22 protein-coding genes are annotated in these 22020 nt (G+C 40.1%); 13 read left to right on the forward strand and 9 right to left on the reverse strand.

What is annotated here, in order from left to right:
• Positions 1 to 19 precede the first annotated feature (19 nt).
• Positions 20 to 664, reverse strand: coding sequence for a lysozyme inhibitor LprI family protein (locus AL038_RS00475; protein ID WP_062147422.1), 645 nt, complete (start codon positions 662 to 664; stop codon positions 20 to 22).
• 101 nt (positions 665 to 765) lie between these two features.
• Between AL038_RS00475 and AL038_RS00480 the strand changes: the two genes are divergently transcribed.
• The 8 genes from AL038_RS00480 to AL038_RS00515 all read left to right on the forward strand — a co-directional run bounded on the left by AL038_RS00480 (position 766) and on the right by AL038_RS00515 (position 7892).
• Positions 766 to 1188 (forward strand): acyl-CoA thioesterase, encoded by a 423-nt coding sequence (locus tag AL038_RS00480; RefSeq protein ID WP_062147425.1) that lies wholly within the window; start codon positions 766 to 768, stop codon positions 1186 to 1188.
• The gene (locus tag AL038_RS00485) at positions 1181 to 1906 is read left to right on the forward strand and encodes an SURF1 family protein (protein WP_062147428.1); all 726 of its coding nucleotides are present in this window, start codon (positions 1181 to 1183) and stop codon (positions 1904 to 1906) included. Before AL038_RS00480 ends, AL038_RS00485 begins: the two co-directional genes overlap by 8 nt.
• Before the next feature lie 255 nt (positions 1907 to 2161).
• Entirely contained in the window at positions 2162 to 3568 is a 1407-nt protein-coding gene (locus AL038_RS00490; protein WP_083991372.1) for a DEAD/DEAH box helicase, read from the forward strand.
• Between the two features lie 15 nt (positions 3569 to 3583).
• On the forward strand, positions 3584 to 4021 hold the full coding sequence (locus AL038_RS00495; RefSeq protein ID WP_062147431.1) for a universal stress protein: 438 nt from the start codon (positions 3584 to 3586) through the stop codon (positions 4019 to 4021).
• 79 nt (positions 4022 to 4100) lie between these two features.
• On the forward strand, positions 4101 to 4652 hold the full coding sequence (locus tag AL038_RS00500; RefSeq protein WP_236839431.1) for a hydrolase: 552 nt from the start codon (positions 4101 to 4103) through the stop codon (positions 4650 to 4652).
• A gap of 212 nt (positions 4653 to 4864) precedes the next feature.
• Positions 4865 to 5749, forward strand: coding sequence for a phosphoribosylaminoimidazolesuccinocarboxamide synthase (locus AL038_RS00505; RefSeq protein WP_062147434.1), 885 nt, complete (start codon positions 4865 to 4867; stop codon positions 5747 to 5749).
• Positions 5750 to 5994: 245 nt separating this feature from the next.
• Positions 5995 to 7458 (forward strand): form I ribulose bisphosphate carboxylase large subunit, encoded by a 1464-nt coding sequence (locus AL038_RS00510; RefSeq protein ID WP_201800114.1) that lies wholly within the window; start codon positions 5995 to 5997, stop codon positions 7456 to 7458.
• A 14-nt stretch (positions 7459 to 7472) separates the two neighbouring features.
• On the forward strand, positions 7473 to 7892 hold the full coding sequence (locus tag AL038_RS00515) for a ribulose bisphosphate carboxylase small subunit (protein ID WP_062147438.1): 420 nt from the start codon (positions 7473 to 7475) through the stop codon (positions 7890 to 7892).
• A gap of 79 nt (positions 7893 to 7971) precedes the next feature.
• On the opposite strand, the gene AL038_RS00520 is transcribed toward AL038_RS00515, so the two are convergent.
• The 6 genes from AL038_RS00520 to rpiA all read right to left on the reverse strand — a co-directional run bounded on the left by AL038_RS00520 (position 7972) and on the right by rpiA (position 14244).
• Positions 7972 to 9456: a transglycosylase SLT domain-containing protein gene (locus AL038_RS00520; protein ID WP_062147441.1), complete on the reverse strand. Its 1485-nt coding sequence runs from the start codon at positions 9454 to 9456 to the stop codon at positions 7972 to 7974.
• A 189-nt stretch (positions 9457 to 9645) separates the two neighbouring features.
• Positions 9646 to 10509, reverse strand: a complete 864-nt coding sequence (asd, locus tag AL038_RS00525; RefSeq protein WP_062147445.1) for an archaetidylserine decarboxylase — start codon at positions 10507 to 10509, stop codon at positions 9646 to 9648.
• Positions 10510 to 10615: 106 nt separating this feature from the next.
• A complete protein-coding gene (locus AL038_RS00530; RefSeq protein WP_062147448.1) occupies positions 10616 to 11083 on the reverse strand; it encodes a copper chaperone PCu(A)C in 468 nt (155 codons plus the stop codon).
• A 1-nt stretch (position 11084) separates the two neighbouring features.
• Positions 11085 to 11723, reverse strand: coding sequence for an SCO family protein (locus AL038_RS00535; RefSeq protein ID WP_062147451.1), 639 nt, complete (start codon positions 11721 to 11723; stop codon positions 11085 to 11087).
• A gap of 127 nt (positions 11724 to 11850) precedes the next feature.
• Complete coding sequence (locus tag AL038_RS00540) at positions 11851 to 13503, reverse strand: SpoIIE family protein phosphatase (protein ID WP_062147454.1); 1653 nt, start codon at positions 13501 to 13503, stop codon at positions 11851 to 11853.
• Positions 13504 to 13581: 78 nt separating this feature from the next.
• The gene (gene rpiA, locus AL038_RS00545) at positions 13582 to 14244 is read right to left on the reverse strand and encodes a ribose-5-phosphate isomerase RpiA (protein WP_062155281.1); all 663 of its coding nucleotides are present in this window, start codon (positions 14242 to 14244) and stop codon (positions 13582 to 13584) included.
• Positions 14245 to 14525: 281 nt separating this feature from the next.
• Between rpiA and AL038_RS00550 the strand changes: the two genes are divergently transcribed.
• Positions 14526 to 15128 (forward strand): TetR/AcrR family transcriptional regulator, encoded by a 603-nt coding sequence (locus AL038_RS00550; protein ID WP_062147456.1) that lies wholly within the window; start codon positions 14526 to 14528, stop codon positions 15126 to 15128.
• Positions 15129 to 15215: 87 nt separating this feature from the next.
• On the opposite strand, the gene AL038_RS00555 is transcribed toward AL038_RS00550, so the two are convergent.
• Both AL038_RS00555 and hemA read right to left on the reverse strand, forming a co-directional pair.
• Positions 15216 to 16919, reverse strand: coding sequence for an AAA family ATPase (locus AL038_RS00555; RefSeq protein ID WP_062147460.1), 1704 nt, complete (start codon positions 16917 to 16919; stop codon positions 15216 to 15218).
• Between the two features lie 290 nt (positions 16920 to 17209).
• Entirely contained in the window at positions 17210 to 18466 is a 1257-nt protein-coding gene (hemA, locus tag AL038_RS00560) for a glutamyl-tRNA reductase (RefSeq protein ID WP_062147463.1), read from the reverse strand.
• Between the two features lie 258 nt (positions 18467 to 18724).
• Here hemA and AL038_RS00565 point away from each other — a divergent pair, with 258 nt between their 5' ends.
• The 4 genes from AL038_RS00565 (at position 18725) to AL038_RS00580 (ending at position 22019) form a co-directional block, all read left to right on the forward strand.
• A complete protein-coding gene (locus AL038_RS00565; protein ID WP_062147466.1) occupies positions 18725 to 19105 on the forward strand; it encodes a hypothetical protein in 381 nt (126 codons plus the stop codon).
• Between the two features lie 44 nt (positions 19106 to 19149).
• Positions 19150 to 19602, forward strand: a complete 453-nt coding sequence (gene gspG / locus AL038_RS00570; protein ID WP_083991374.1) for a type II secretion system major pseudopilin GspG — start codon at positions 19150 to 19152, stop codon at positions 19600 to 19602.
• Positions 19603 to 19942: 340 nt separating this feature from the next.
• Entirely contained in the window at positions 19943 to 21478 is a 1536-nt protein-coding gene (locus AL038_RS00575; protein ID WP_062147473.1) for a serine/threonine protein kinase, read from the forward strand.
• Complete coding sequence (locus AL038_RS00580) at positions 21468 to 22019, forward strand: RNA 2'-phosphotransferase (protein WP_062147477.1); 552 nt, start codon at positions 21468 to 21470, stop codon at positions 22017 to 22019. Before AL038_RS00575 ends, AL038_RS00580 begins: the two co-directional genes overlap by 11 nt.
• Position 22020 lies beyond the last annotated feature (1 nt).

A 22020-nucleotide genomic window follows, 5' to 3' on the forward strand; every position in this document is an offset into this window, starting at 1 on the left:
TAATAATCTTTACGAGTAGTTAGTTACTTGCTTTTTTTTGATAGTCACCGTTTAGTGTCCCGCCCGCGCCACAAAATAAGTTATCAGCCCCCTCATTAACACTGGCTTTTCCTTTATGGAAAGTAACGGTAATAATGACATCATCTAAGGCATTCATTTTTAAAATATCCTCTTCTAATGTGCCTTGTCCGCCAAAATCACAAATCCAACGGGCGGTGCTGGGTTCAGCACCTGTAATGTGAACAGATAATTCTGTATCTGATAAGGCCTCAATCATCATTTCCATCGTTTTGCCGTAGGTATAAATACCGCTGACTTTTCCCGTCGCTGAATTGGCGTAATCTTGGTCGCCGTAGAAAGTCAGTGTTGCAATTCGCTGACGATACAGGGCAGCTAAACAATCGGCGTTTCTAATATCGCAATTATTTCCGCGCGTTTGCGCCCAATAACGTTGTGTTTCACGTAAATATTCGGTTTCTCTTTTAGAGGCACTTTTCAATAAGGTTTTGTATGTATCACCTAGCTGGCTATCTAGCGCGCTTAAATCTGCATCATTACAAATTGTTTGTTCTAACTCTGCCCGCGCTTTCTTACAATCAAAACTCGCCGCTTGCAAGCTCGTCGCAAACACGGTAAAACATAACAATATTATTTGTTTCAACATTTATAAATATCCTAAAAAGTGATAAATCTTGTGTCACATTAATCAATATCTTTTTTGCTGTGCTTTGACAGACACATTATAGTAATGGAATTTTGTCAAATATGATTAATTATCCACCAACAAAATTATTATTTACGCATAGATTACAAGTTCGTTGGTCGGATATGGATAAGTACGGACGGGTTAATCATGCGCTATATTTTACTTACATGGAACAAGCTGAAACAGCATGGTTAGAGAGTCTAGGCATTAATTTATCCGCGAAAGAAAGTCCTGTAACGGCTAAAGCAAATTGTGCCTATCACTTGCCTATTTTCGCGCCGATGACACTTATCATTCAAATTTATGCAGGGCAAATAGGGCGTAGTAGTTTGTCGTTATTCCATACAATTTATGCTGAACAAGAAAAAGAATTGATTTATGCACAAGGACATACTGTTATTGTGTGGGTTAATCACCAAATAGGTAAATCCATTCCTTTACCCGAAAAAATTCGTCAATTTGTTGAGTTACGCCATGATTAAAATATCTTTTCTCGGAACAACCAGTTTTTTAGTATTATGTCCTCTCTTTATTGGTTTGGGTATTTGGCAGTTAGACTATGCCCAACAAAAACAGCAAGAAAAAAAGGATTATCAAGAATATAGTCGTAGCCCCGCACTTCTTATCAATGATGCCGAACAGATTAAGATATTAAAACAAGGACAGCGCGTAAAAATAAAAGGACAATATCTTAATGAATTACATGTGTTACTAGATGAGCAGTATCTGCAAGGACAAGCAGGATATGTGGTATTTAGCCCTTTTCAAATTGAAAACAGTAACAGTATTATTTGGGTTAATCGTGGATGGTTAGCAATAGATGTTAATCAAATAATTCCTTCTCTGACGGCTGAGACGACACCGCAAACGTTAATGGGCGTATTAACACAACCGCCCGCGCCAACGCAACAACTCACAAATAACACAAGCAAACAATACAGTACGCAATTATTGCAAGTGCAAGCGTTAGATTATCAGCAACTCAGCCAAACTCTGCAACGAGCAACCCCCCCCTATGTCTTACTGCTATTAACGCCTCAAGAAGAACGTTTTCAACGTTTTCCTGATAGTTATGATACTACGCCCAATAAATATTATGCTTATGCTTATCAATGGTTTGCTTTCGCATTTGCATTGTCTTTTTTGTACATTTTATTTGGGATTACCCACCGCGTAACGGCAAGAAAAACCAATCAGTAATATAAAAAAGGGTTGTCTGAGACAGAATTCACAGGATTTTCAGAATTAAAAAATTAATGCCGTTAGACAGTAGCCATCCTTTTAAATCCTGATGTCGACAATGCTATTGTTAATCTTTTCCATAAAACGCGATGAAATGGGGTTAAAATGAGTCTAGCCATTTTTAGCGTGTAAGGTGTAGCCATTTTATGTCGCTTCGCTCACTTTATATAACAACAACACCTTGCGACTAAGCGACTAACAATAAGTAAAAATATGAGCACAGAAACCTATTTAACAGATATTGCTTTTGATTCTCTGGCTTTATCTCCTGCCTTACTACAGGGCTTAGCCGATGCAGGCTTTAAGCATTGTACCCCCATCCAAGCCAGCACCTTACCACTCGCCCTTTCAGGACAAGATGTTGCAGGACAGGCGCAAACAGGAACAGGAAAGACAATTGCATTTTTATTAGCGGTCTTAGCGCATTTGTTAAAAAATCCACCCAGCGAAAGACGACAAGCGAATCAACCGCGTGCATTAATTCTTGCGCCAACACGTGAATTAGCGATTCAAATCGCAAAGGATTGTACCTTGTTAAGTGAACATCTTACGCTAAAATCCTTAGCTGTTTATGGCGGAGAAGGTTATCATCAACAACGTAATCAATTGGTTACTGGTATTGATGTATTGATTGGCACACCGGGGCGTATTATTGACTATTACAAACAACATGTTTTTAATTTAAAAGCGGTGCAGGCTGTTGTGTTAGACGAAGCCGACCGTATGTTTGACTTAGGATTTATCAAAGATTTACGTTTTTTACTTCGGCAACTTCCCAAACCCAGCACCCGCTTAAACTTAATGTTTTCTGCAACACTTTCATGGCGTGTTCAAGAACTTGCGTATGAAAGTTTAAATAATCCGCAGTTTGTTAAAATAGACAGTGAAGCAGTGATTGCGGATAAAATGATAGAGCATTTGTATCATGTTGGTTCTGAAGAAAAATTATCGTTGTTACTGGGTATTTTAAAGCGTGAACAATTACCGCCACAACAGAGCGAAATACCAACGGTTTTTCGTATTTTGATTTTTATCAATACGAAACGCACGGCTGAGAAAATTTGCCAAACGTTAGGAAATGAGGGCTATGCTGTCGCATTGATGTCGGGCGATGTTGTGCAAAAACGACGTATGCAGTTATTACAACAATTTGCGCTAGGAAAAATTGCAATTATGGTTGCAACCGATGTCGCGGCACGTGGATTACATATTCCCGCTGTTACACATGTTATTAACTATGATTTACCGCAAGATGCGGAGGATTATGTGCATCGGATTGGACGCACCGCACGCGCAGGCGCATCAGGGCAAGCGATTAGTTTTGGATGTGAAGAGTATGTTTATTCACTCAGTGATATTGAGGAATATATTGGGCATAAAATTCCCGTTTTGCCTGTGGAAGATAATTTATTAATTAAACCCGCACCATTGCCAAAATTCGCAACGCCTACCCCCCAAAAACAACAACGCCGACCTGCTCCCCCAAAAAAATCGTTACCGCCAGCAACAACATCCACATCAACAATGCCTACAGCAGACGGTAGCGATAAGCCAAAAAAACGCAATCGCTTATTTCGTAACCCTAAAAAAGCAGTAACACCTACTTCAACCACAGGCTAATGTAGGGAGATGCAGATGCAACATTATCAGAACATCTTGTTTGCAACAGATTTAAATACCGACACAGTTATTGCGGCTCGACGTGCTGTTGAGCTTGCACATTTGTTTCATGCAAAACTCAGTTTAGCGCATGTTGTCGTAGGCTTAGACATAGGAGCGGATGTAAACCTTGCACCGCAAATTTTGACGGAAGCCGATTTATTATGCGTACAAGATGCCCATAAACGCTTGGAAATGTTAGCACAACAACTTGATATGTCAGTCATTATAGAAAAATGGCTGCTCAACTCTGGACATGTTGCCCTGCAAATACACCGTTTAGCGGTAGAACAACAAATTGATTTAATTATTGTTGCAAGTCATGGTAAACATGGTTTTTTTAAGTTAGTAGGTTCTGATACAACAGATATTTTAGAAGAAGCTAATTGTGATGTGTTAGTAGTAAGGATTTAATAATAGAAGTGAATTTATTTTTAGCGATAATTCACAAGGTTATTAATTGGTAAGAAAAAATAAATCAGAGGAGTCCATCATGATGCTGATGCGAGCAACACAGGCTTGTTTACTTATTATTGACGTGCAAGAGCGATTAATTCATGCAACGGTAGAATCGGAACAGGTGATAACTACTTGTCAAACTTTAATAAAAGTTGCAAATCGCTTACAAGTTCCCGTTTTAATGTCCGAGCAATATCCCAAAGGGTTGGGGGTTACTGTTACAGCATTACGTGAGTTAGTCCCTGTTAATAATGTAATGGAAAAAGTCCATTTTAGTTGTACAGAATCTGAAAATTGTCGCCAACATATTCAATCAACGCATAAACAACAATTTGTTTTAGGGGGTATCGAATCACATGTCTGTGTGCAACAAACCGCGTTAGGCTTGATTGATATGGGATACGATGTTTTTTTAGTTGAGGAAGCGGTTTCTTCTCGTAAGATGAATGATAAAACCCTTGCTTTGGCAAGAATGCGAGAAGCGGGTGTCAGTATTGTTAGTCAAGAAATGGTAATGTTTGAATGGTTACAGCGTGCAAGTACACCTGAATTTAAAGAAATTAGTCAACAATTTATTAAAAAATAATGTTGTCTGGATACCATCATTATCAACGGTGGTATCCGTTATAAACGCCATGTTGGTATTAACTTTTCTCCGTGACCGAGCGTAGCGCACCTGCTTTTTGAGGAGGTTGTAGAGATTGCGCTATTTCCGCCAGTCTTTTTTGCATCCTACAGCGTAAATAAAGAACTTATGGGATAATTGCCCGATTAAACCTGTTGATGGATGCTTAAACAATGACAACTGCTCTATTTGAATCTCACTTAACGCAACTGCCCTTATTACATCGGGGAAAAGTGCGCGATATTTATGGCGTTGATGACCAACACTTGCTAATTGTTGCAAGCGACCGTTTATCTGCTTTTGATGTTATTCTCCCAACCCCGATTCCTGAAAAAGGCAAAATCCTGACAACCCTCTCTAATTTTTGGTTTGCCATGATGCGTGCGGTTATCCCTAATCATTTAACCGATATTTCTTTAGAACAAGTGCTAACCAATCCCGCAGAACGGGCGCAGGTAGAAGGGCGGGCAATTGTAACCCGCAAGTTAACACCTTTGCCTGTAGAAGCAATTGTGCGTGGTTATGTAGCAGGGTCTGGCTGGAAAGATTATCAAAAAACAGGCGCAATTTGCGGGATTCGCTTACCCGATGGTTTACCCCAAGCCGCCCGCCTTGCCGAGCCGATTTTTACACCGTCAAGTAAAGCGGCTGTTGGTCAACATGATGAAAATATTAGCCTTGATGCAGTAAACCAGCTTATTGGTAAAGACTTAGCCGCGCAAGTACAAGCGGCAAGTATTGCGATTTATTGCAAAGCCCGTGATTACGCATTGACCAAAGGCATCATCATTGCCGATACTAAATTTGAGTTTGGTGTGGATGCAGCAGGCAATTTAGTCTTGATTGACGAAATTTTAACGCCTGATTCTTCGCGTTTTTGGTTAGCTGATGAATATCAAACGGGCATCAGCCCCCCCAGTTTTGATAAGCAATTCGTCCGCGATTATTTAGAAACCTTGGACTGGAATAAGCAACCCCCCGCCCCCGTATTGCCTGAAGCCGTGTTGGCTAAAACCGCTGAAAAATATCGTGAAGCACAACAACGGTTAATGGGGTAAAGTCGCCCGTCTTTACCAACAGTTACGTCACTTTAAAACTATCTAAATCAGACTATTAACAGCATTGTTTTTGTCTTTAATCATGCTGTGAATTCTGATTTAGACAGAAAACATTAGCTATTTTTATCAAACTAAAAATAATCATAAATAAAAATATATCAATATAATTATAATTATTCATTTTTATTCATGATTAATCTCATTTAGTCTATACCCCGTAATACACACAAGGGAGGACATTAATAATGACAACAGATATGAATACGGTAATTAACCCCAAAGACCGCTACAAGGCGGGGGTCATGCCTTACGCGCAAATGGGTTATTGGCAACCTGATTATGAACCTAAAGCAACAGATATCATTGCTTTATTTCGGATTACCCCACAAGAAGGTGTGGATGCAATTGAGGCAGCGGCAGCCGTCGCAGGTGAATCTTCCACTGCAACATGGACGGTGGTGTGGACAGACCGTTTAACCGCCTGCGATATGTATCGTGCTAAAGCCTACCGTGTTGACCCCGTGCCAAATACACCCGGTCAATATTTCGCTTATATCGCTTATGATTTAGATTTGTTTGAAGATGGTTCAATTTCCAACTTATCCGCCTCAATTATTGGCAATGTCTTCGGTTTTAAACCATTAAAAGCGTTACGTTTGGAAGACATGCGCCTACCCCCCGCTTATATCAAAACGTTCCAAGGTCCACCAACAGGTATCGTTGTAGAACGGGAACGATTAGATAAATTCGGTCGTCCTTTACTTGGCGCGACAGTAAAACCGAAATTGGGTTTGTCTGGTAAAAACTACGGTCGGGTTATTTATGAAGCCTTAAAAGGGGGATTAGATTTCGTTAAAGATGACGAAAACATTAATTCTCAAGCCTTTATGCACTGGCGGGAACGCTTTTTATTTGCGATGGAAGCCGTTAACCGCGCCTCTGCTGCAACAGGTGAGGTAAAAGGGCATTATCTCAATATCACCGCCGCTACGATGGAAGATATGTATGAACGCGCCGAGTTTGCGAAGGAACTGGGTAGCGTTGTCGTAATGATTGACTTGGTTATCGGTTATACCGCGATTCAATCAATGGCAAAATGGGCGCGGAAAAATGACATGTTGGTGCATTTACACCGTGCAGGACACTCCACCTATACACGCCAGAAAAATCATGGGGTTAGCTTCCGTGTGATTTCTAAGTGGATGCGTCTAGCGGGGGTTGACCATATTCATGCGGGAACAGTTGTCGGTAAGTTAGAAGGTGACCCCAATACAGTAAAAGGATTTTACGATATTTTACGCGACCCTGTTGTTCCCGTGTGTTTAGAAAATGGGGTGTTTTTTGAACAAGATTGGGCATCCTTACGCAGTGTCATGCCTGTTGCTTCGGGTGGGATTCATGCAGGACAAATGCACCAATTATTAAAACTGTTTGGTGACGATGTTATTCTGCAATTTGGGGGTGGGACAATTGGACACCCTATGGGAATTCAAGCAGGTGCAACCGCAAACCGTGTAGCGTTAGAAGCAATGGTATTAGCACGGAACGAAGGACGTGATATTGAAAACGAAGGCGGGGAAATTTTGGAGCAAGCCGCGAAATGGTGTAGCCCTTTACGCGCCGCTTTAGAAACGTGGAAAGATGTGACGTTTAATTACGAATCCACGGATACAGCCGATTTTGCTCCTACTCCAACCGCTAGTTATTAAGAGGAATACCAATTATGCGCGTCACCCAAGGTACTTTTTCTTTTTTACCTGATTTAACCGATGAGCAAATTCGCGCCCAAGTCGAATATTGTTTGCAAAACAACTGGGCAATTGGGGTCGAGTTTACGGATGACCCACACCCACGCAATAGTTACTGGGATATGTGGCAAATGCCCATGTTTGATTTAAAAGATGCTGCTGCAATTCTGTATGAAATCAATGCGTGTCGTAAAGCCTACCCGAATCATTATATTAAAGTGAATGCCTTTGATTCTAGCCGTTGGCGGGAATCGTTAGCGATGTCTTTTATTGTCAACCGCCCCGCAGAAGAACCGGGGTTTGGTTTGGTACGTCAAGAATGTGAGGGGCGGACAATTCGTTACACAATCCACAGTTACGCAACTGACAAACCTGAAGGCAGCCGCTACAAATAAGCTTTTGTAAACCACTCCTAATAAACCTTAGCACGCCAATGGCGTGCTTTTTTTATGTGTAGTTTAAACAAGAAGATGCCTATCCATCTTGCCAAATAACGAGCTTTTGTCCTTGTTTCAACTTGCCTTTTTTCAACTTATTCCATTGGTTTATATCTGCAACACTGACACTATAACGACGCGCAATGGTTGTTGGGCTATCACCCGCTTTCACAGTGTAGGTAATTCTTTGTCGTAGATTGCTTGTTGCTTTCCCTTTTGCTGTTGTCGCATGTGTCGTTGATTTAGCAATGAGTGTTTCTAATGGCGTTACTGCTTTTTCTATAGGAACACGGAGTTTTTGCCCTGCACGTAAACGCGGTTTACTTGATAATTGGTTGAGCTGACGTAGTGTGTCAGCGGTGGTGTCATAACGCTGGGCAATTTTGCCTAGCGATTCTCCCCTTTTAACTTGATGAATTTGTACTGGTTTATCAAGTAGCTGAGGATTTAATGTTAGTGCCGATGCGGTAAACTCATGCGTGACTAATGACTGGTTTTCTGCTAATTGAGATAGATTTTCTTTAAAAACAGAAGCCTTGCCGACGGGTAATGTTAAATAATGTGGTCCATCTGGCGCAGTCACTGCATTACTATAGGCAGGATTGAGACGTTTTAGGGTAGATGTAGATAGCCCGACGAGCTGTGCTGCTGTGGAAATATCTATTTGTTGCCCTACGTCAATTTGTTCAAAATAGGTTTTATTTGGAATAGCGTAGAGTTTTACCCCATATTTTTCAGGCGTAGCAACAATACGTGCAATGGCCAGTAAGCGGGGAACAAATGCGCGGGTTTCTGCGGGTAAATCCAATGACCAGTAGTCTGTTAACTTACCTGCTTGTCGATTGCGTTGTATGGCTTTTTTAATATTGCCTTGTCCGTAATTGTAAGCGGCTAATGCTAATAGCCAATCGTCATCAAATTGGTCGTGTAGTTCCTGTAAGTAATCTAACGCTGCTTGTGTAGATTCAATAATATCGCGTCTGCCGTCATACCAATTATCTAGGCGCAACCCGATATTTTTTGCGGTACTTGGGATAAATTGCCAAATGCCCGAGGCGCGTTCAGAAGAAACTAATGTCGGTTCAAAACTACTTTCTATCGCAGGCAACAAGGCCAGTTCTAGGGGCATTCCACGATATTCTAATTCTTCAACAATATAGTATAAATAAGGTTCTGCATTGCTGGTAAATTGGTTGAAATAACGGGGAGATTTTTGATATTTAGTCAACGCTTCACGGATAGCAACGTTGTCCATTGTCCCTAAACGATAACCCGCTCGCACCCGATTCCATAAGTCGTCATCAATTTCTGCAACTGTCTCTACAGGTTTTTTTAAGTATTGATCCAGTTGAAAGGCGGGTAGGGTTTTATGCAGTTCTAAAGCAGACACAACGCGATTTTGCAAAGTTGAATAGAGATTTGCATCGCCTGCAAATAATGAGTCGTTTTGGGTATCTAATGTAGAACAGCCCCAAGTACTCAGTAAGTAAATGATAATTAATGTTACTTTACAGGTTTTCATATCTATTAAGTTACGTATTAACGAGACAGTAAGCGGTCAACGGTTGGTCGTACAGTATGAAGATGCACAATCGGCATGATACTGTCTGTTGACATTACACTCTTTGAGAGAATGGTGTTTATGACGCTGGATAAGGTGGGAGAGAAAATGTCTCCAAAAAACAGCCTTTATCCAGTATTTCCTACCAAATCAGGTAGCCAGTTGAGCCAGTGCTTGCCCCATTAGCAATGCTGTATCGGGGGCGTGTTGGCTTAACCAATGGGCTTTATCTGGCGGTAACAGAAGAATGACTGTTGACCCCATATTAAAACGACCCATTTCTTCACCACATTGCAGACTTAGCTCATTTGATAAATATTGCCAAGATTGCACCTTTCCTTGATAAGGTGGCGTAATAGTCCCTGCCCATTTTGTTTCCATGCTGCCCACAAATAATGCACCCACAAAAATAACAGCAACCTTGCCTATAGCGGTTTCGAGGATACAAATCAATCGTTCATTACGGGCAAATAGTTGGGGTACAACAGTTGTCGTGCGTTTATTTACACTGAATAGTTTCCCCGGTACATAAATCATTTCCCGCACTTGCCCCGTAATAGGGCTATGAATACGGTGATAATCTTTAGGGGATAGATAAATGGTACAGAACAATCCATTGTTAAAGTACGTACTAAGATGTGTAGAACCTCCTAGTAATGCAGTTAAGGAAAAATCGTGTCCTTTGGCTTGTAAGATTTGATTATTTTTAATCATCCCTAATTGACTAATGACACCGTCAACAGGGCTTACAATACCATCGGCAATGGGTCGTGCATCAGCACATAATGCACGGGTGAAAAACGCATTAAAACTGTTGTAGTCTGTCGGTTTAGACAATGCTGCTACTTGCATATCCACATGGTAATGACGAATAAATTGGCGAATTATCCAATGTGTCACTTTTCCCCCTTTCCAACGTGTCACAGCACACATTAAACGCGAGAGAAAATGTTGTGGAATCACATACTGTGGTAGTGTTTTAAATTTGTCAGTGAATGAACTTGCTTTCAACATTACTATAAAACTTCATCAGGCGCAGTATTTGCGTCAATATTCATCATGCTAAACGGTTATCCTAATTAAGTAACAACAGGAATATCAATGGCATTCTTGCAGGTAATCAATGCTGGTGATGTTCTTCTGTCGGGTTTTCTGTAAGTGTGTTCTTTACTTCAATAGTAAGCGGAATCGTTTGTCCATCTTTGAGGTTTAGGGTGAGTTCGATACTATCGCCTGCTTTCACCACATGTTGACGGTTTAACAACATGATGTGCAAACCACCCGGTGCAAGAATCACGGATTGCTGTGCAGGAATAATCAGTTCTGGAACTGGCAACATTTTTGCTATACCATTATCCAACACGGTGTTATGCACTTCGACACTGCCAAAATCCTTACTGCTTCCCCCCACAATCACAATATCGGTATCAGTGGGGTTATGTAATGCCATATAAGCAGCATTCATCATCATATTGGGTGGTGCTTCGCGTACCCATGTCTGATGAATCATCAGTGGGGACTCTGCGTAAACCAATGTACTGGTTACGCTACAGCATATACAAATAAAAGCAAACAGAAATTTTTTCATGTTATGATTTTTTCTCTAAATAATGGCGTATTTTTAAGTAATGGTTCAACACACTATTTGCAACATGCGGAGCAGGAAATAACCCCACAAATTGTGCATCTGGATTCACTAGCAATATGGCAGAGGAATGGTCAACTAAGTAAGACCCATCGGCTTGTTGTGGCGCACGAAAATAAATAACCCCCAGTTGGCGGGTTAATTCTAGTGTGTGACTTGCAACACCACTCACCCCTATAAAATCAGGGTCAAAAAAATGTACATATTGTGCTAATAACGCAGGCGTATCACGCTCTCCATCCACAGACACAAAAACAAATTGCGTATCCGCTGCCTCAGGCAAGGTCGCTAATGATTGCTTAACACCTTTCAATACACTTAATGCTAATGGGCAAATATCGGGACAATGTGTATAACCAAAAAACAGAAATGTCCATTTACCACGCAAACTATCCAAGGTAAACGGTTTTTCTTGCTGGTTGACTAAACTGAAGGCAGTTAATGGTTGTGTTTGTGGTAACAAGCCTTCAATCGGTGCTTTAGGTGGATAATGTTGACTAAACCAAAAACCAATCCCTATGCCGATGATAATAGCTAATAATGATACGCTTGCGACTAAAGGAACAAATGATTTTTTAACCATCAGGACATATTCTCAAACCATGCAAATAATGCAAGATTTAGGAATGTAACTTACTTAAATCAATATAACAACCATTATGTTATCGTGGGTTTTACTATCTTTTTGTTTCTAAAATAATTAATCATTATTAATGTTCTCGTTGTTTGAGGACAATCAGGGTAATATCATCAAACTGCTCGCCTTTTCCAATAAAATCAAATACATTCATTATAATACGTTCACGTATTGTTAAAGCGGATGCTTGCCAACACTGTTCAATTGTTTCGCACAACCGTTTTATACCATACTGTTCTCGCACGCCTGCATTGATGCGTTCTGCTTCTGTTACACCATCTGTATAAAGTACAACCACATCATCTGGTTGCAAGATAACTTTTAAAGTATTAACGTATTCAATAACCGAATCCACCAAACCAATCGGAAAACCTAAATCAATAGTATCAATTAACTGCACTAATCCCGCTTGCACGAGGATGATATTTTCATGTTGCCCCGTAATTTTTAAACATCCTGTTCCATCGTTTTTATACTGATAATCCAATAAAGCAAATGTTAAATTCCTATCTGAATCCATGCGTTGTGCATTTTCATAAATCACTTTATTGATAGATTCTAAAAAATGCGTGTAATTACGTTCTTGAGTGACTAGTAAAGTACGAACAGCCGCTTGCACCATCACTGTAAAAATGCCACTTTCCAAGCCATGCCCCGTCACATCACCAATGCTGATAATAACATGCCCATCACACTGTAAAATATCATAATAATCGCCACCAACCTCATTAGCAGGTAGCATATAATCAGAAATATCTAAATGACTAATCGTATGTAATTCTTTGGTTTTTGGTAATAAAATTTGTTGTAACTGACGAGCAATTGATAACTCCATACTCATCCGTAAATTTTCAGAAGTGAGGGTTTTATTTAACGCTTTAATATGCTCATGTGCGTTTAATAATGCGCTATCTCGGCGTTTTAATTTTCGTAATACCTGAAAAACAAGAAAAATAAAATTAAGCGCAACTAAAATAATCCCTATAATTTGAATAAGTTGAATAGTCGCTGCTTTCTTATTTGCAATAGATTCTAACTCCGACGTTAATTGATTCATTAAGTCTAATAAAGTTAAATTATTCTTAATTGCATAATCCACGACTATCTGTAATTTTTCAGTGTTAATGGTTTGTTCTGTATTTAAAATTACTTCTAATTTCATGCGGTAAGGCTGCCAAATAGTTATTGCTTGCGCAACAGCATTACGTGCAACGGGTGTATTCACCGCAGATAAATGAACCGTCTGCCCATCGCCACCTTTTGTAATATTGCCTTTATCAAAAGCGTTGAGCGTTAAATCGAATAAATCAACGGTTTTTTTTAATTCTGCTACAGGTAAAGCCAGTCTTGCCTTATCTGCAATCAGCGATTGCATAACTGAGACAGGCGGCTGTACCACAGGGGGTAAGCCATTATTAAATATGCTTAATGTTGAATCAAATAAAACAACAGTTTTTTCCAACTCATGCAGAGAGGATTTTGCAGCAATGCCAATTTGTTGTGCAACTTGTAATTGTAACAAGGCTTTAACCATGCGTTGGGACAACATCCGCTGTCTGCCCGCTAAATTGATAGCTAAAGCATCTTCTTTAATTTGAGAAGATAAAATAAAGTTTGGAATTAACACGCCCACATCAATGGTAATGAATAACAAAATAGAAATGATGATAAAACGGTATTTTTTATCGTTAATAACATCATTTTGATTTATTTTTGAATTTAACATGAATACCTTAGCGATTACACATAATAACAATAGCCTTTATAATATTTAACACACTATAAAGGCTAATCAGGCTAATAATTAAATCATTAACTCTTTTACGCCGTTATCAGTTCCTAACAACAAAACATCTGCATGACGATGCGCAAAAAGACCATTTTCAACCACGCCAACAATCGAGTTTATTGCTGTTTCTAACTTCAATGGCTCTATGATATTCAAGTTATAAACATCTAAAATCATATTGCCATTATCCGTGATGAAATTTTCACGCCACATCGGATTCCCGCCTAGTTTCACAATCTGACGCGCAACAAAACTCCGTGCCATCGGAATGACTTCAACAGGTAAATAAAACTTAGTTCCCAATTGTTCCACTAGCTTGCTTTCGTCCGCAATACAGACAAACTTGGCACTGGCTGCCGCCACGATTTTTTCACGGGTTAATGCACCGCCACCGCCTTTAATCAATTGCAAATGATGATTTGCCTCATCAGCACCATCAACATACACCGATAATTCCCCAACGCCATTTAAGTTTAAAACGGGAATACCATGCGATTTTAAGCGGTCAGCGGTTGCTTGCGAGCTTGCTACAGCACCTTCAATCTGAAACTTTAGTTTAGCGAGTTCATCAATAAAGCAATTAGCGGTACTTCCCGTACCAACGCCAATAACGGTGTTAGGTTCAACATATTTTAAAGCAGCTTTTGCAACTTGTTGTTTTTTCTCTTCTGGTGTCAACATTCCATACCTCGTGAATTAATAAAGTGAATGTGTATTTATTTAAGATTTACGCGCTAAACCCTATTTATGACAAGTTATCCTCAAATTATTTATCGCATATTTCACGTTTTTGATTGTTGCATAAATTTTAAGAAATGATAAAGCCGATTGCTATCAGGTTTTATGTTAGGTAAAAGATTTGAGGCTATTACTGTTATACTTTGCGCACAAGTGATATGCGGTATAAATCATGATTTTTATACATTTAAAATATTATTAAGTTTAAGGAATTTTTGTTAATGGGCAGACGGAATGATCATAGTCGGGAAGAAATCCAACTGTTAGCGATACAAGCAGCGGAAAAAATTGTTACAGAACAAGGTTGGCGTGCTTTAAGTACACGTAAAGTTGCAAAAGAAATTGGTTATACCGTAGGTAGTTTATATTTAGTTTTTGAGAACTTGGATGATTTAATCATGCAAGTCAACGGACGCACCTTAGATGAACTCTATGCCGTTGTTGCAGATATTGCTATTAATCAAAAAGATGCTGAAACATGTTTGTGTGCATTAGGACAAGCCTATTTAACTTTTGCAACGGAAAATACGCAACGTTGGCTTATGATTTTTGAATATAGCCGTCAAGCAGACCCTGTGTTACCAACGTGGTACTACCCAAAAATTGCACAATTATTCTCGCTGGTTGCCTCACGTTTAAAACCGTTACTACCCGTATCCAATTTACCCCAGCTAACCAACGCTACTCATGCGTTATGGGGAAGTGTGCATGGCATTTGTATCTTAGCACTGACAGAAAAATTAGCTGTTGTAGGAACAAATTCTGTACAAGAATTGTTAGAAACGTTAATTCATACTTATTTAGCAGGATTGCGGAATTTATAGTTGTCATAACTAACAAGAAAGCGGATAACACCACTAAAAGTAGCGTTATCCGTGTTGTTTATTCTAAATGCCTTAGTATTCCATTGGTTATGCTATAGAACCCGATTCCATGCCACGAAAAATACTACACCGTTTAAACACGTCTAAGCTGGGTGGTACAGATTTATGATGGCAGTATTTCGCCACTAATTTGGTTAGACCTTTAATATCTCGACCACTGGCTTCAGGAAAGATTTCTGCTAACGTATTTAGTAATGACGGTTCAATTTGTAATCCAAACTGCTCCACCATCACCCCCCAAATTTTGCGTCTATCCTCGAGTTGTGGTGGATGATAACGAATCATTGCAATACAGCGCGAAATAATCGCCTCGTCAATATCGCCAACCCGATTCGTTGTTAAAAATAATAAGCCATTAAAATATTCCAACACGCGCAAGAACACCCCAACCACGGCATTTGCAGCAATATTGTCATTACGGCGTTTGATATAAACATCCGCCTCATCAATTAACATCACGGCCCCCCAACGTTGCGCCCGCATTAATGTATTTTTTAATGCAATCTCCATTTCTGCAACGTTTAGACCCAACTGCCCAGAATGCACACGATATAACGGGCGTTTAATAATTTCGGAATAAACTTCAGCCGTGAGTGTTTTTCCTACTCCCGCAGGACCTGCACACAATACGGTTGTTCCCCCTGATTTACCTTCAATAATGTCATCCATGAGAACATCCATTTCAGCCGTTAGGATGTCAATTAAATCCGTTTGCTCAGGCGGTAAAATTAGCTTTTCTTTTAAATCAGGCTGATAAACATAAGGTTGCATATCATCCACATGCACCCATACATGATGATGTAACTCCAAATGAAACATTAAGATATAACCGTGTATGGGTAATTCAGTGAATAAACTCGCGGGAATTTTATCTTGTAATTTTTCAACAATGGCTTCAACTTTCACATTGTAATTACTACTTCGCCCTGCTTTGCGTAAGTATTTAGCAAAAATATCTCCCGAGCTGTCTAAGGTTAGTTCTCTTTCTTTCAGAACTTCCTCATCATTAACCAATCGCGCCCAACCGCCACCCGAAGACAATACAATGCTACTTTTACGTGTCCAGTCTGTATTACGATGCGAAGCAGTTGGATCATCCGTAAAAATACCCGTTCCCCGCGCAGAAAACTGACGGCTATAATCAGAACGCCATTTAAAATAACGCTCGCTAGAGTAATCATAAGCAGCAATTAATTCAGGTGTTTCTTTAAGAAAACCATTCGCCGCAAAAATTTCGGCTATGGTTTTACCAACAATATCGCGTTCTCGAATCACCAGCGCGACAGTCACAATTTTAGTTAAACTGTTGGCTTTTAAATCTAACAAAATCCGACCGCTTTCTTCCTCACCAGCGGGGGTAAAATCAATGCGTACAACTAAGTAAGCTAAGGGTTTACCGGCTGCATTGGCTTTAAAAACCCACCCACGTATGGCATCTTTTAATAAAAATTCGGCAACAGCGGGGATTAACTCCTCTAATTGCCCTTCTTCAAATCGTTTACCGTTATCCATCAATGCTTGTTGTAGCGTTGCAATTTGCGCAGCTTGTCCCCGCATTTTTTCACCCGCAACAACATACAGAGAATGGAGATAACCCAACTGTTGTGCAGAAAAGTGATGAAAAGGAATTTCGGCTTTATTACCGAATTTAAGTTGCTCTGCTAGGATGTGAAGCGCTGGATATTGTGCAACCATCGCCTCGACATAAGTACGTTCAATTTGAAGTTTCATGCTGATGCTGACTCACTATGCTTATGAACTGGAAAAGTCAGAACTAGCAAAGTGTAAGCCATACATTTAATCGTATGATTTAAAAGTTTTTATGTGGGAATTTTGTATAAATTGTGAGATTTATAACAATTTTAATGTAAGGGGATAAGATAAAAAGACTTATCATTTTTTTGATTAAAGCCTGTCTGAATCAACATGTTCAGGACTCACAATGCTTTCAGCATTAAAAAGATGAAAAGACAATGTTTTTATTAAGTTGGTAAATTCTGATTTAGACAGGCTTTATGGAGTTATTTTTGTTGTAACTGGAATAATTGTTGCGCGGCAGAAACTAAATCATCACGTCCGTTATAGCTCGCTTGGCGCAACTGCGTACAGGGGGTGTGAATAATGGTATTTGTTAGCGTATGAGCAAGATAATCAATTACATCATGTGGGGCTTTACCGTTATCTAACATTTTTTTTGCCTTAGCGACTAATTCTACGCGCTTGTCTTGCGCGCGTTCACGAATATCACAGATAGTTTCAATCGCACTGAGTGACTTGAGCCAGCCAATAAAATGCGTGACTTGCGTATCGATAATTTCTTCGGCTTGACGTGCCGCTTGTTCACGGGTGCGTAGATTTTCCTGAATCACTTCATTTAAATCATCAACCGTATAAAGATAAACATCTTCTACTTTACTAACGCTCTCCTCCACATCGCGCGGCACGGCAATATCAACAATAAACATTGGACGATGTTTTCGGGTTTTAATAGCTTGTTTCACCATTGCTTGGCTTAAAATAGGCACAGGGCTAGCCGTAGAGGAAATTACAACATCCGCCTCTGCTAAATGACCAGAAATCTCTTCTAACGTAATCGCATAACCCCCAAATTCTTTAGCAACATTTCGCGCCCGATCTAGGGTACGGTTTGCAACTATCATTTTGCCTAAATTTTTTTCATGTAAATGTCGAGCTGCAAGCTCTATTGTTTCACCCGCACCAATGAGTAAAGCGGTATTGTGTTGCAAATCACCAAATATTTGTTGAGCAAGGCGTACAGCAGCAAAAGCAACAGAGACGGGGCTTGAACCAATTGCAGTATCTGTACGAATTTGTTTTGCAACAGAAAAGCTATGTTCAAATAACTTACCTAATGAACGTCCTATCGTATTTGCCTCGCGCGCGCTTTGATAAGCCGTTTTAATCTGTCCTAAAATTTGCGGTTCGCCCAAAATAAGAGAATCTAAACCGCTTGCTACACGTAATAAATGACGCACTGCATCGGTATGTTCGTATGTATAAAGGTAATTATTCAGCTTCTCAAGGGTAATGTGATGATAGCGTCCTAACCACGCTAAAACAGGCTCACGTGTATCGTGTCCTAACGCGCAATATAATTCCGTCCGATTACAAGTGGACACAATCACAGCTTCTTCAACCAGTTCATGCTGTGTTAAATCGTGTAATGCGTGACATAACCGTTCAGGGGAAAATGAAACCTGTTCACGAACCGCAACAGGTGCGGTGGTGTGATTTAAACCAACAACGTACAACTGCATGGGAAGACATGACCCCGTTTGAGAAAGGATTAAGCAAGAATTAAGAGTGAGTATTAAAAAAAATTTATAGTATTCTATTATAGTTACACAATAAGCACCTGCGACAGATGAAATTATTGTGGGGTATCTTAGCCATGAATACAAGCCAGTTTATAGGATATACTAAAAGGCGAATGGCGTTGCTTGATGCTTATAAGTGTTTGGTTAATGCTTGCCTAATAATATTATGCTAAATCGCTGAACAAAAGGAGAATAGGAATGGCAATGTATGATGGTATCGCAAAAAGTGCGAGAAGAGTCCGTAGAGAGCGACATTTATCCAACCACACCGCGACAGGTCAATGCACTGTTTGCTCAGGTATTTTCAAAAGTGCGCGACGTTTAAGACGTGAACGTTATTTATCGCAAACCATACCAACAATCCCGACAACCGCGCCCATCACAGAACAAGTTACACCAAGCCCAAGCCTCTCCGTACCATCGCCTGAAGCTACCAAACCCACGCCAAAAGTGTCGCCAGAACCTGTGGTGAAAGCACCAGAAAAAGATTATCGGCGCATACAACCATGGGAATGGTCAGTTTTCATTCTACTTTTAGGCGCAGGTGCTGTGGCGTTCTATCTATTTTCACCACATTAATCATTCCACCTTAATTAACCCTTATGTTTTTACTTAATGCTTGTATGAGAAATCGCATTTTTTTAATGAAAGTTCGCCAACAACAAGGCTTTACTTTAATTGAAGTAATGGTTGTTATTGTCATTTTAAGTATTCTTGCAACCCTTGTTGTTCCCAGCATTATGGGGCGCACAGCGGATGCACGCCAAACAAAAACCAGACATGACATTCATGCAATAGAAGCCGCGCTAAAGCTATATAAATTAGATAACTATGTTTATCCCTCTACGGACCAAGGGCTAGAAGCATTAGTCAATCGTCCAATGACTACCCCAGAACCACGTAAGTGGAAAGAAGGGGGATATTTAGAGCGTTTACCAATAGATGCGTGGGGTTCACCCTATCAATATATGAGTCCCGGTGTACATGGTGAGATAGACATCTGGTCATTAGGTGCAGACAAACAACCCGATGGCACAGGGGAAAACATGGATATTGGTAACTGGTCACAGGAATAAAAGGATTTTCTGAGTCAGCATTTTTAAGATTAATCTGATGTCGTCTGATTCAGACTGTATTTTACCAAAAAACGCATTATTCTGATATATATTGAAGAGTTATAACGTAACTTGTGCGGATGATACAAGCAAGAAACAAGCATTGTTTGAATCAGCATTTTTAAAATTGAAAAATTCTGATTCAGACTGCTTTTAATCCAAAAAATACCTTATTCCCACTTAAAATAATCACCATTTAACATCGAGAAACCCTGCTTTCAAATTACCGCTTGTCTAATACACCCCTCTATTATTAAACTTCTCCGACCCAATCTCTCTTATAGATATTCATCAATCAGGAATGACCACTCGCTTGGATACGCAAGAACACCGCCACACTTTACCGAAAGGCTTTAAACTTCAGGAATATCAAATAGAAAGGGTGCTAGGTAAACCCGGTGGATTTGGTGTCACTTATTTAGCCCTAGATACTAATTTGCACCAATCGGTTGCGATAAAAGAATACATGCCGGGTGACTTTGCCGTCCGTGATGGGGTTAGTAGCGTATGTGTGCGTTCCCAAATCGATGAATCTTCTTTTCAATGGGGATTACAATGTTTTTTAGACGAAGCGCGCATTTTAGCAAAATTTAAACATCCAAATATCGTCCGTGTGTTGCGCTTTTTTGAAGAAAATGGCACAGCTTACATGGTAATGGAGTATCAAGAGGGTTACTGTTTAGCTGACTATTTAAAAGAAAAAGAAAAACTGGTTGAAAATGAATTACTAGATATAGCCCTTCCCTTAATGGATGGTTTACAACAAGTTCATGAAATGGGGTTATTACACCGCGATATTAAACCCAATAATATTTATATCCGTCATGACCGTTCCCCTGTTCTGCTCGACTTTGGTTCTGCACGTTACGCAGTTAGCCAACGCAGCCGCAGCGTGACAAGCATTGTAAGTCCCGGTTATGCCCCTTTAGAACAATACGATAATATTCTTGATATTCAAGGAGCTTGGACAGATATTTACGCACTGGGTGCGGTGATGTATCGCTCCATCAGTGGCGAAGACCCGCCCGCCGCAACCCGCCGTGTCATTAAAGACCCAATGATACCCGCTGTAGAAATTGGGAAAAATCGTTACCGTCAAGCCCTATTACAAGCCATTGATTGGGCATTAGCATTAAGCGAAGAAGACCGCCCACGTAGTATTGTGGCATGGCGGGAAAAAATTATGTTGCCTCCACCAGAACAGGTGCAACATAGTCCCCAAAAGAAAATTGACCACTTATTACGTTTAAACCAAGCGCAACGCTATGTTGCAATTATTGCGGGTATTACGATTGTTGGGCTTGCATTAACGGTTGGGGTACTACTTGACAAACATAGGGAATTAATCGCTGCCTTAGAAACCCAAAAGAATACGTATGAAACAACGTTACAAACAGAACGTACCCGCTTTACTACACAGCTTGCAGAACAATCTGATGCAATTAGTAATGTTGAAAAAAACGCTCGACAGCTACAAAATACCATTGAACAATTAAGTAAATTTGGCGTACAAACGGCAATGGAAAGCTTCATTGCTAACGTTGAAAATGGTGAGCCTTTACCCAGCAACAATGTTTCTAATACACCAAGTTCTCACTACTTTAAGGTCAGCGCGAAAGTTGCGGATGATGATGTGTTGAATGTCCGTCAATTTCCAAACCCACGCGCGGGTATCGTTGGGATTATCCCCCCTGCTAGCAAATGTGTTTTATATTTAGACACTTTTTATGTTTTTAAAAACGCCGTATGGGTGTTAGTACAATTTGATAATGTGAAAGGTTGGGTTAATTCCAGTTTTTTGGTTGAAACGCAAGAATGTCCGCCACATGAACAATAAGCGCAAAATATTCCTGAGTAAATTCATCTCTAAACACTTACGGCATGAGCCTGAAACCCTTGGTTTAACCTTACAAGTGGGCGGGTGGGTATTGGTAACAGATTTGATTAATAGGGCTTTAGCGATGGGTGTGGCTTTTACTCACGAAGAGCTATGTGAAGTAGTGGAAACCAGTGATAAACAACGCTATTCATTTGATTCAACAAAAACCTTAATTAGAGCTAATCAAGGGCATAGCGTGCCAGTTGATTTACAACTAACCGCCGTCAGTCCTCCCCATGTGTTATATCATGGAACGGCAGAACAATTTGTTTTAGCCATTAAGGACGCAGGTTTGTTACCGATGCAACGTCATCATGTGCATCTGTCGGCAGACATAGAAACTGCACGGCGCGTGGGGATGCGACACGGTAAGCCTGTTATATTTGCGGTTGATGCACCTGTTATGTACGAACAAGGCATTGAATTTTTTCAATCGGATAATGGTGTATGGCTAACAGCAATCGTGTTACCCCAATTTTTAACCTTACTTAACAGCTAAG

The sequence above is a fragment of the Beggiatoa leptomitoformis genome, from assembly GCF_001305575.3.
Taxonomy (GTDB): Bacteria; Pseudomonadota; Gammaproteobacteria; order Beggiatoales; family Beggiatoaceae; genus Beggiatoa; species Beggiatoa leptomitoformis.